The 11,711-nt window shown below is 32.0% G+C and carries 12 protein-coding genes and 1 other annotated feature; of the genes, 2 read left to right on the plus strand and 10 right to left on the minus strand.

The genetic code is table 11. The features are described 5' to 3' along the window. Positions 1 to 7: 7 nt before the first annotated feature. From RR643_RS02390 to RR643_RS02410, 5 genes are all read right to left on the minus strand, one after another. Positions 8 to 712, minus strand: coding sequence for a DUF5131 family protein (locus RR643_RS02390; RefSeq protein WP_332482206.1), 705 nt, complete (start codon positions 710 to 712; stop codon positions 8 to 10). A 4-nt stretch (positions 713 to 716) separates the two neighbouring features. After that, positions 717 to 2,033 carry a GNAT family N-acetyltransferase gene (locus RR643_RS02395; RefSeq protein WP_332482207.1) on the minus strand — a complete coding sequence of 439 codons (1,317 nt, stop codon included), beginning with the start codon at positions 2,031 to 2,033 and terminating at the stop codon, positions 717 to 719. Positions 2,034 to 2,365: 332 nt separating this feature from the next. Beyond that, positions 2,366 to 4,288 carry a methionine--tRNA ligase gene (gene metG, locus RR643_RS02400; RefSeq protein ID WP_332482208.1) on the minus strand — a complete coding sequence of 641 codons (1,923 nt, stop codon included), beginning with the start codon at positions 4,286 to 4,288 and terminating at the stop codon, positions 2,366 to 2,368. Between the two features lie 38 nt (positions 4,289 to 4,326). Then, positions 4,327 to 4,529 (minus strand) — a binding site (T-box leader). 43 nt (positions 4,530 to 4,572) lie between these two features. After that, positions 4,573 to 6,132: a GGDEF domain-containing protein gene (locus RR643_RS02405; protein ID WP_332482209.1), complete on the minus strand. Its 1,560-nt coding sequence runs from the start codon at positions 6,130 to 6,132 to the stop codon at positions 4,573 to 4,575. Positions 6,133 to 6,134: 2 nt separating this feature from the next. Then, positions 6,135 to 7,739: a GGDEF domain-containing protein gene (locus RR643_RS02410; protein WP_332482210.1), complete on the minus strand. Its 1,605-nt coding sequence runs from the start codon at positions 7,737 to 7,739 to the stop codon at positions 6,135 to 6,137. Between the two features lie 275 nt (positions 7,740 to 8,014). On the opposite strand from RR643_RS02410, the gene RR643_RS02415 reads away from it, so the two are divergent. Both RR643_RS02415 and RR643_RS02420 read left to right on the plus strand, forming a co-directional pair. Continuing rightward, positions 8,015 to 8,215, plus strand: a complete 201-nt coding sequence (locus RR643_RS02415) for a cold-shock protein (protein ID WP_078711035.1) — start codon at positions 8,015 to 8,017, stop codon at positions 8,213 to 8,215. Positions 8,216 to 8,311: 96 nt separating this feature from the next. Then, positions 8,312 to 8,632, plus strand: coding sequence for a putative heavy metal-binding protein (locus RR643_RS02420; RefSeq protein ID WP_332482211.1), 321 nt, complete (start codon positions 8,312 to 8,314; stop codon positions 8,630 to 8,632). 612 nt (positions 8,633 to 9,244) lie between these two features. On the opposite strand, the gene rbr is transcribed toward RR643_RS02420, so the two are convergent. The 5 genes from rbr to RR643_RS02445 all read right to left on the minus strand — a co-directional run bounded on the left by rbr (position 9,245) and on the right by RR643_RS02445 (position 11,684). Next, a complete protein-coding gene (gene rbr, locus RR643_RS02425; protein WP_332469133.1) occupies positions 9,245 to 9,784 on the minus strand; it encodes a rubrerythrin in 540 nt (179 codons plus the stop codon). A gap of 13 nt (positions 9,785 to 9,797) precedes the next feature. Further along, positions 9,798 to 10,190 carry a Fur family transcriptional regulator gene (locus RR643_RS02430; protein ID WP_332482212.1) on the minus strand — a complete coding sequence of 131 codons (393 nt, stop codon included), beginning with the start codon at positions 10,188 to 10,190 and terminating at the stop codon, positions 9,798 to 9,800. Between the two features lie 99 nt (positions 10,191 to 10,289). After that, on the minus strand, positions 10,290 to 10,829 hold the full coding sequence (locus tag RR643_RS02435; RefSeq protein WP_332469131.1) for a flavodoxin domain-containing protein: 540 nt from the start codon (positions 10,827 to 10,829) through the stop codon (positions 10,290 to 10,292). Beyond that, positions 10,826 to 11,212, minus strand: coding sequence for an FMN-binding protein (locus RR643_RS02440; protein ID WP_332482213.1), 387 nt, complete (start codon positions 11,210 to 11,212; stop codon positions 10,826 to 10,828). Before RR643_RS02440 ends, RR643_RS02435 begins: the two co-directional genes overlap by 4 nt. Continuing rightward, complete coding sequence (locus RR643_RS02445; RefSeq protein WP_332482214.1) at positions 11,202 to 11,684, minus strand: MarR family transcriptional regulator; 483 nt, start codon at positions 11,682 to 11,684, stop codon at positions 11,202 to 11,204. The genes RR643_RS02440 and RR643_RS02445 overlap by 11 nt, the downstream gene beginning before the upstream one ends. Positions 11,685 to 11,711 lie beyond the last annotated feature (27 nt).

Consider the following 11,711-nt stretch of genomic DNA (forward strand, 5'->3'; position numbering starts at 1 on the left):
TGTTGGCTTATAAATTCGCTTTTCTTGCTTGTTGATGTTGTAGTTTTCGTGGTATTAAATACATCTTTCCGTCTTTTACAAACCGATATCCTGTTTGCTTAAACCAGAAATTGACACCTGCTTCTTCGCATTGTCTTTTTAAATCTAATATCCAATCATAATGACATGGTCTTGCTTTACTTCCTGATTCCCCACCACAGACTAGTTGATAAATATCATCATCCAAATATTGACTGAAATCTACTTTTTCCAACATTGGTTCACAAATGATATTCTTTTTCTTTATAGGTAATGCTTTGAAGATAGGTAATCTTTCATCTGCCATTCGTTGCGTCTCACATGTAACACCTATCCATACATTATCATACCCATCTAACCAATCCACAGGTAGATGATCTTGAATTCTTTCTGGACGTTTTGTAATGAAGAAGAACTGGCAATCACTTCTTTCTTTTATCATTTGCCACGCCTCATCACGCCATACATCCGCTTCCTCTAAGAAGAAATCTGAGGTGAAACATGTCCATATCATCGAGCCTTTCTTTATCTTATACTCACCCTTACGATTTCTCGCAATGGGTGCATAGAAAGAATTTGTTTTGTGGATATCTTCGGGATTGTTTCCACGTTTAAAATCACCACGAAACATGTAGCAATTCAAACAACCCTCACTTTTCTTGTGACATCCATGCCATAAATTCCACATTGCCATTGGGTTACCTCTTAAAGTTGATATCCATTTCTTTTGATAGATCCTTACATAGATACAACAAATTTTCTCTTACATCATTTCTTGATTTCCAATCTCGATTATCCCACTCTGTTTTTGTAAGATCATCTCCACCATAAATTAGTGCCACATAGTTTACATTTCTGAATTGAGTTAATGCCAATAATCCAGCTTGTTCCATTTCAACCATCAAACAATTTTCCGAAGTTCTAAGTTTAATTTTTTCTTTTGTTTCACGATAAAATGCATCTGTTGTCCATACTTTACCTGTAACAAAATTCACATTGCATTCGTCTAAGTAACTTTGTGTAAATTTCAATAAACTTGGTTCAGCATAAACTTCTCTACTTGGTTTTAGATAATGATATGAGAATCCTTCATCCCTTATGGCAGAATCAATCAATACAATTTTACCTACTGTAATATCTGGGTGTAGCGACCCTGCGCCCCCACAAAATGTGATTTGAGATGAGCCCAAAGCAATACACTCTTCCACTGATCCACCACATCCTGCACCACCAACATAACCCTTTACAACCAAGCAATCATCATCTACAAATTTATAGACATAGACTTTGTTTTCACCTTCAATAACTTCAAAACTTTCAAGTTTTCCCTCACCTACAAGTCGATCAATAACATCATGAAAAAAACAAACAACAAGCCTGGGTGGAAACTTTGAATAGCTTTGTTTTAAAATACTTGGATTAATAAATGCGTCTTGGTTTTCATCAAATTCAAGTATTGGAAATTCTTTCTTAATCCCTTTATTCTTTTGGTAATCTTCTTTTAATAAAATATATCGTTTACAATCAATTTGTTTTTGTAGTTGTACAGCATCATAAACCGCATCCTTTATATACGTATATCCTGTTTTTAGTATAACTCGTTGTGAACGCTCATTTTCTTTGAAATGTTCAATCCAAACTAAATCAACTCCAACATCTTCAAACAAATATTCATGGATGCGATTCACTGCTTCACTCATGATACCTTGTCCCCAGTAATCTGAATTTAAACAATATCCAATTGTTCTTTGATCTAGTTCTACAAACTCTTCTAATATTTGAGATTTAATTCCTATTGAGCCGATTGCTTTATTGTTTTCTTTTAATACAATCGCATACTCCTCATGACCCTTAATAAAAATATCTAATATTTTTTTACTGACTTCAATTGACTCATGTCTCAACCATCCTGCATTTATTCCCACATTTTCCATTGAAGCGTACTCATAGAAATCCTCCAAGTCCGAATAATTCCATGGACGCAATATCAATCTTTTTGTTTCTAATTTTTTCATATTGTTGTCCCCTTTTGTTTATTCTAACACCCAACAAAAACATGTAAAGAAAAAACTAAAACATTTATATTTCAGATGAACTTACTAATTAATTTGAAGTATCTGTTTTATCTGGATTTGCTACCGCCGAAGTTCTTAATTCATAGGCAACTAAATCACCATTTGAGTTTCTTACAATATTTCCAATTTAAATAGCATCCGCAATTGCTTAATCGTTTTCGTATTGATTTGGTTACAATAACTTTTTAAATTATATAAATGGAATACAATTTATTTTTAGCAAACGATTGCATTCTAATTCTAGAAAAGACAAAAGCCTGATTTCTCAGGCTTTATTTAACTTGTGTTCCAATTGGTAAATCTTGAATATTTAATACCTCTATTTGTTTATCTGTAGCACCCGCAAGTATCATACCTTGTGACTCTACACCACGTAAGTTGGCAGGTTTTAAGTTAATAATAACTACTACTTTTTTCCCTACCATTGTTTCAGGTGTATAACTTAGTGCAATTCCCGATACAATTTGTCTAACTTCTCCACCAATATCAATTTGAGATACTAGAAGTTTATCTGCCTTTGGATGTTTTTCACATGAAATTACTTGCCCAACTACCATTTCAATTTTAGCGAAATCATCAATCGTGATTTCTGGTAATTTAGATACTTTCACTTGTGGTTTCACAGTTTCAGCTTCAATCTTTTCAAGTGTTTCTTTTTCATCTAGACGTGCAAATAAGATTTCTGGTTTATCCGTTACATGAATACCACTTTCCAATAATCCAAATTCTTGAATTGAATCGTAATCACGTTTTTGTGTATTCAATTGATCAAGTACTTTTTCTGCAGTTTCTGGTAAGAATGGTTTTAATAAGATTGCAGCATAACGAATACTTTCTAATAAATTATATAGTACTGTTTTTAAACGTTCATGTTGCGCTTCATCTTTTCCCAATGCCCATGGTGTTGTTTCATCAATGTATTTATTACTTCTTCTTAATAGTGTAATGATTTCATCAATTGCATCCGCAACCTTTAATTCATCCATCTTCTTATCTACTTTAATAACTGCATCTTTTGCGATTTGAATTAACTCATCATCAAATTCACCTTTGCAGTTTGTATTTTCAACTAAACCACCAAAGTATTTATTTGTCATGGATATAGTTCTGTTCACTAAATTACCAAAGATATTCGCAAGATCTGAATTAATGCGTTCAATCATGAGTTCGTAAGTTACTGTACCATCTTGTGCAAATGGCATTTCATGTAACATGATATAGCGAACCGCATCAACACCAAAGTAACGACATAAATCATCTGCGTAAATGACATTACCTTTAGATTTACTCATCTTACCTTCTCCTACAAGTAGCCATGGGTGACCAAAGACTTGTTTTGGAAGTTCAATATCCAATGCCATCAACATGATTGGCCAATAAATTGTATGGAAACGTAATATATCTTTACCAATTAAATGGACATCTGCTGGCCAGTAATGATTAAATAGTGGATCATGATTACCCTCTAAATCAAATCCCAATCCAGTAATATAGTTTGTGAGTGCATCAATCCAAACATAAACAACATGCTTAGGATCAAAGTCGACTGGAATTCCCCATTTAAATGATGTACGAGAAACACATAAGTCTTGAAGTCCCGGCTTAATAAAGTTATTTACCATTTCATTCTTTCTTGATTCCGGTTGAATGAAATGTGGATTTTCTTCAATATGTTTCATTAAGCGATCTGCATAATTGCTCATTCTAAAGAAATATGCTTCTTCCTTAGCAGGTTCAACGGCTCTACCACAATCCGGACATTTTCCATCTACCAATTGAGACTCAGTAAAGAAAGATTCACATTCTTTACAATATAGTCCTTCATATTCAGACTTATAAATATCTCCTTTTTCATAGAGTTTCTTGAATATTTTTTGCACTTGTTTTTCATGATATGGATCTGTTGTTCTCATGAATTTATCATAAGACACATTCATTCCATCAAATTGTTCACGAATTATATCTGCTACTCCATCCACAAATTCTTGTGGAGTTTTGTTGGCTGCTTTTGCCTTATCTTCAATTTTTTGTCCATGCTCATCTGTTCCTGTTTGGAAACGAACATCAAATCCCACCAAACGTTTGTAACGAGCTATTGCATCAGCTAAAACAATCTCATATACATTTCCAATATGAGGTTTACCTGAAGTATATGCAATCGCTGTCGTTATATAATACTTTCCTTTGTTTTCCATCTTACTTTCCTCCTAATAAAATAAAAACGCCCTTATCGAATAAGGACGTGATTCACGCGGTACCACCTTAATTTATGCTTTTCAGCATACACTCAACCTCTTAACGCGAAGATACGTTTCATTTTACTTATCAAATGAACAGCTCCTAGACCATGTTCACTCATCCAATCATGTATGTTTCCACCAAACACATACTCTCTTTATTTCAAGAATAAGTTACTCTTCTATTCGTTGCCTGTACCGATATTATATAGAGTTAGTCGCATTAAGTAAAGAATAAGTTCTTACTCTATGTATTGTTTCCAACCATTTCTACCTTGATTTTTGACCTCATATAAAGCTTTATCAGCGTTTAGTATGATTTGGTCTAATACTTGTTTATCATTTAATACTTGCAAATCATATCCGATTGATAAGGTCACACGATTACTAATTGGACTATATGCATGTTTCATATTTTTAGCCTTGATATCTTGAATTACGTTTTGAATAAATGTTTCAATCTCTTCTTTTGTTTGATTTATACAGAAACAATTAAACTCATCACCACCATACCGACAACTAATAATGTTTTCAGTAGAGAATTTATTTAAGGTATCTCCTATTTCTCTTAATACTTTATCACCATATAAATGTCCATAATTATCATTGTAATGTTTGAAGTAATCCACATCAAACATAATATATCCAACGGATTGGATTCGCTCATCATTAATTAATTTGGTAAGCAACTTATTATGAAAAGTTCGATTGTAAATCTGTGTTAATTCATCTAAGTTAACTCTCAATCTTAGTTTTTCATTCTCTCTTAATATATTTTCATGCGTTTCATTCAATTCAGATAATAAGATTTCATTCTTAATATTCTCTGATTGAATTTTATCATCAACTTGAATTCCTTTGATTACTTGTTCATAGTATTCTTCATAAACATCCAAATATTGATCAACATTGAATTTTTCAATAAAGGCAATTTTCATCGTTGTGATTGCAACTTTATTCTTTAAGTGTATTTTTTCAAATATACCTTCGATTACTTTAATACAAGTTCTTGCGACATCATAATTATCAGACGCAATCATATCTCGTGTTACTCTTTCAATACTTGTGAATTGGAATGATTTATCTTCATTACTCATTAAGAATTTTTGAATAAATTGTTTACCTTGAATACCTGCTTCTTTGTATTGATTTTGTTTCACTAAATAGTGTATTTTTATCGCAGATAACGATAAAGCATTATCTTTTCCTTGAAGTGCTTCAGCTTCACGTATTGCGTTATCAACATCTTCATCTCTATCACGTTGGCATGCGTTGTTTGCGATTTCAACATAACACAATACTAATAATTTTGAACGATATGGCTCTTCACATTGTAGTGCTGCCTCAACAGCTGCTTCTAACATCGAGTGTTCCATTTTATATTCTTGTAGATCTGATACAATACGTGCTGAATAAACATGTGCATAAACTAAACTCACATATTGATTACTTGTTCTATAATATTCCATGCATTCAAAAAATTCTTTTAATGCATCATAGTTATTACAAACCGAATAATAATACAAACCACGTATGAAATGATAATCCGCAATTAAATCTGGACTATTGGATAAATCTTTTGCTTTCTTCATCGTATAAATACATAACTCTTCATAATCAGAGAAGATGTAATAATAAGATAAGAATAAGAATGCATAAGCTTGTCCATAATGATCATTTGGCTGATTCGCTATTTTTAATAATTCTTCTGATTTTTCTTTCATTAAATACAAATCAGTAAAAAGATTACTTTTGACATCTTTAATCATATATTCAATTTTTTCTTGTGTTGTTTTTGCCATGACTAAAGATCACCTCCTTTTTCATACTTCGTGAAGGTGTTTCTACCATTTCTCTTTGATATATAGATACTGCGGTCTGCATAGCCTATGTACTCAAGAAGATTAGTATCCTTATTTAACTTATCCAAATAATAACCAATTGATATTGTTACTCGGTCAGAGCATTTTGAATATTGATGCAAAATATTCTTCGACATCAAATCAGTCATGATATCTATAATATACTTTTCAACTTTTTCTTTTGTCGTCTCATAACATACAACATAGAATTCATCACCACCATATCGACATGCGACTATTTCATTAGTTGAATACTTGAGGAGTGATTTAGCAACTTGACGTATTACTTCATCACCTTCTATATGACCATAATTATCGTTGTATTCTTTAAAGTAATCGATATCAATTAAGATGATTGCGAAATCTTGTTCAGCGCCAAGATATTGGCATTGTGTTTTTACCACATCCAAATATCGACGATTAAATAGTCCACTTAATTCATCTATTAGAACTTCTCTTTCAAGTTGATTATTATCACTTTCAATTTTCTTGTGATGATCCATCGCATTTTGAATTTGAAATAAATTTGCGAATGTTTGTATTTTAGACAAACTTCTTGCGGATACAAGTTGGCGATAATTTTCATAGAAATTTTTATAAATCAATTTCTTAGATTTTTCGTCACCAAACAATCGATTGAATTCCAAACGATACTTTTGTATATCAATATTATCTCTTAGATTTCGATCTGCTTCATTATCAATCGCATCAAACATAATACGTGCATACTTTTCATTCTTTGCGATAAGCAAACAACGCATTGATTCTATAATCAATTGATAGCGTAGTGTATCTTTAGGATAATGTAGCATATTCTTATCTATCATAATTTCTACATTCTCAATAATTTTATCTTTATCTTTCTTTAATGCATAATATAACATTTGAACATAAGGAATAACCATTTCCTTCGATGGAACTTCATCACTTATTTTACTAATTTTATTCATTATAATTTCTACATTAGATTCATCATTAATTGCGCAATAACATTCAATCATCTTTGTAAGGTGAATTAGATATTGTAAATTTGTAGATTTATCTTCTAATCGATCAAACTCTTTTTCTGTCAATTGATAATAGCGTAATGCTTCATCAAAATCATTACACGCCTTAAACAAACTTCCAACATTTGCATAGTAAGTCCCAAGATAAGTATCATCCCCAGTTTCCTTCGTCAATTGACGAATACTTAATTGACAACGTAACATTGGTATATATTCATCATCTTTTTCGAATACAAGTGACTTCAATACATAATACTTCATTAAAATCGTATCTTTTGAGTCTTTGAGTAGTCCATATGCCAATGATAAATATTTGTTTGTCATTTCGATGTCACGTTCAACAAAGAAATAATAGTCAGCTAACCAAACATAGGAGAAGCCAATATTAAAATTGTCTTGTTGCGACATAGCTAGTTCTATTAGCTCAAGACAATATTCTTTTTCTTTGTGAGGTTCGACATCCACACTTCGTGTAATTTTTTCTTTAAGCGAATTAACTGCACATAAGTACTGATTTGTGTCTATTAGATTTTCACTCATATGTTTGTTTCCTTTAATAATTTAATTATACTAGAATATTTTCTTTTTTCCTGTGTTAAATTGACAAATAAATTTTTTTTATCACTTTTTAAGCAATATATTGTTCGAAAGTCGCGAAAATGCCTTTATAATGCATATTATCGTTTGACTTGTCGTTCCCCGCATGCTATGATGAAAACGTATTCAAGCAATATCGGGGATTTCACATCGAGGTCAATATTGATTGCGATGTGTTTTTTTAAGAATTGCGATACAGTTTACAATGGAGGTACAAAATGAGTACAGGTAAAGTAAAATGGTTCAATGCTGAGAAGGGTTACGGATTCATCACTGGTGATGACGGACAAGACATCTTCGTACATTTCTCTGCAATCCAAACTGAAGGATTCAAAGCTTTAGATGAAGGTCAAACAGTAAGTTTCGACGTTACAACTAGCGATCGCGGTCCTCAAGCAACAAACGTAGTGAAACTTTAATTTATATTATTAAGTAGCTAACTAGAAAAGACATCTTATGATGCCTTTTCTTTTTCTTATATTAGATTTAGAATAGATATATAAGGAGGTTTTATTATGATTGTTACAACTACAAACAGTATTGAAGGTAAATCAGTAAAAGCATATCATGGCATTGTATTCGGAGAAGTGATTACTGGGGTTAATTTTATTAAGGATATTGGTGCAGGATTTCGTAACTTCTTTGGTGGTAGATCTGAAGGTTATGAAAGCGAGCTAATCGAAGCACGTTTAGAAGCATTAGAGGAGTTAAAACGAAATGCAACTAAGTTAGGTGCCAATGCCGTTTTAGCAATCGATTTTGATTATGAAGTATTAGGTGCAGATAACGCCATGTTAATGGTTACTGCATCAGGAACAGCAGTAACAGTAGAATAATGATGTAAGCCTTCTTATAAACAGAAGGTTTTTTTATGTAAAAAGTGCATCCTTGTAGGGATGCACTCGTGTTATCAACCTCTAGATTTATCTAAATTATTCTGTTTTACTGATCATTCGGTTTATGAAGTTAAGATTAATTTAATTTTAATCATCAGCGAACGTTAATTTAGCTAAGAATATCAACAGGGAGAGTTGGGACATTCTAGAATTCAGACATAACTCAGGTTTGGTATGATAACTTGGTTTTGGATTAATACTGGGTATAGATATAATACGGGGGTTATCTTAACTTCACGGAACAAGATTGCTTTGCTCCATTCACACAACATAAATTATGTTATGTCAGTGGAATAAATCAGTTCTATATCCTCTATAGAAAATATCTCTTTTTCTATATAAATACAATAACTATATTTTCTTCAGATTACAACTATAATACTCTTCAAAAATGAATTTTTTTTATTTTTTTATTATTAATAATAGTATGTATTTTTAAGTGTTTTAATCTATTAACTATCTACTTATATTATCCATTTATAATATTGTCCTTATCCAAAAAAAACTCCCTAATTTTTTACAATTAGAGAGCAAGTTTATTTTATCTAATTCCTAGTAGTTAGTTTTTCTAACTTCAAAGAAAGATTTAGGATATCCACAAAGAGGGCAAGCACCTGGTGCATTTTTTCCAACCATTGTGTAACCACAGATTTCACATTGCCAAGCAACATCTTCTGCTTTAGAGAATACTGTTCCTTCTTCAACATTCTTAAGAAGCGCTAAGTATCTTTCTTCATGTTCTTTTTCAATCTTAGCTACCATATCCATTTGAGCAGCAATTCTTGTGAACCCTTCTTCACGAGCTGTAGCAGCAAATTCTGCATACATATCAGTCCATTCATAATGTTCACCTTCAGCAGCTAATTTTAAGCCTTCCATTGTGTTAGGCATTTTGTCTCCATGAAGAGCTTGGAACCATAAACGAGCATGTTCTTGTTCATTACGTGCAGTTTCCTCGAAAATTGCAGCGATTTGTTCCATACCTTCTTCACGTGCTTTTGTAGCGAAGTAAGTATATTTGTTTCTAGCTTGGCTTTCACCTGCAAATGCTGATTGTAAATTTTGTTCTGTCTTCGATCCTTTTAATTCCATCTTAATTTTCCTCCTAGTTTTTGTTTGTTTTTTTGTTGCATTTTTCACAAATGCATTCGAAAGTAATACTATGGCCTAATACTCGATTACCCATTCGATCTTCAATTTCTTGATTCAGATTACTCATATATTCCATTGGTGCATCATGAAACTTACCACAGCTAACACAATGCATATGATAATGAGGGATACTATTCCCATCGTAGTACGAAATATCTTTATCTACGATACGACTAATCACATTCATTTCAACCAATCGATTTAAATTACGGTAAACTGTCGCAATCCCCATATCGGGATTTTTTTGTGAGATTTCTTGGTATACTTCCTCAGCCGTCATGTGTTTATCAACACCTTGAACAACTTGAAGCACTTCTTCTCTTTGTTTAGTTTGTCTATAAGCCATTTTATCACTTCCTTATTGATAACTATTATCATTATAGCATGATAATTTTCTTTTACAATACTATTTTAACATATTTTCCAAAACATAATAAAAGGGATTTTATCCCTTGATTTGCTTGATTGCTTCAACTAAATCACTAACATCATTGATGTCGATGAAATGAACGCTTTCATTATTTAAATTAATTACTCCTTTATTATCTTCGGTTTGTTTTTCCGTTGGAATCTTCTTTGTTTCTGAAATCATAAATTTCATCATCGTACGATGTAAAAAGCTTAATTTATGTAAATCCATATTTCCTCGGTAATAAAAAATCCTTGAGTCATCAACCTGTTCTTTACTTACACTACTTCTTACATTTAGATTTGCGTGGTCTAAATTCTCTTTAGTTTTGCTTGATAATCCCACCGTATAAATAAAGATATCCATTTTCGAATAATCGACTTTTTCTACTGTCTTCTTTAATCCCGTTACTCCACCTGCATACAGTCCTCCTCCAATCACTACTATTTGGTAAGGATCTAATGTTTTTACTTCTTTATAATTCATACAATCAAATTCTAATCGTTTCGCTATTTCTCTTGCGTACGCTTCTGTAGCTCCATAATGTGAGCCATATACTACTATTCCCTTTTTCATTTTTTTCCTTCTAGTGCATTTTCTATTGCTTTCTTAATGCACATACTACTCGTCGTAGCGCCACTAATACTATCAACATTTAATGTTTGCTTTTCAATTATGTCTGTAACGATGCTTTCCGCATCTTTTCCCAGTCCATTGAAATGTTCATTAAGTATGATTTCTTTTATTCCATGATTAACCACAATCACGCTTACATCCACTTTTACCGGTCCAACTTCTGCATAACCTTGATATGTTCCATCTGACAATATATTTCGATTAAAGTCATGGATTGTAATTTTCTTAATTTCATTTTGAGCAACACTATCAACCGCAAAATAACCTGCACCAATTAAGCCAAACACAATCACAACAGCAATACCTATTTTCTTAATCTTCATTTAATTTAGCTATCCCCTCATGCATCTTCTCTAGTAACTTATATAACATCGCTAGTTCCTGATCATCATAAATTGAAAATAGCGTTAATAACTTTAAGTTATTTTCTCCATCCACTTCTTTAAAGTAATCATGTAAGTTCTTATTGGCTTCTAATGCTAGTGCTCTTGAATCATGTTTACTTTGTTTAACAATTACAAAATCCTTTGCCTCTAGTTGTAACGCTAACTTCTTTACATTTTGCCTTGAGCATCCTAGAAGCTTTCCATACTCTGTTAGAGTTAATTCTTCATCGAATTCTGTACTTTGTTTAACCATAATCATTAACATAAATTGTTTAAGAGTGATAACCCCATAACTTTTATCAAAGTATGTTTGTAATAAATTTTGTACAATACATAATTGTGCAAATATTCCTTTAGACTGATTTAATCGATTATTTTCATGCTTTCTTGCAAGTTGTTCTAACTTCATCTTCCACCTCGTACGTAACTAGTTACT

This window comes from Anaerorhabdus sp., assembly GCF_036637135.1.
Taxonomy (GTDB): Bacteria; Bacillota_I; Bacilli_A; order Erysipelotrichales; family Erysipelotrichaceae; genus Anaerorhabdus.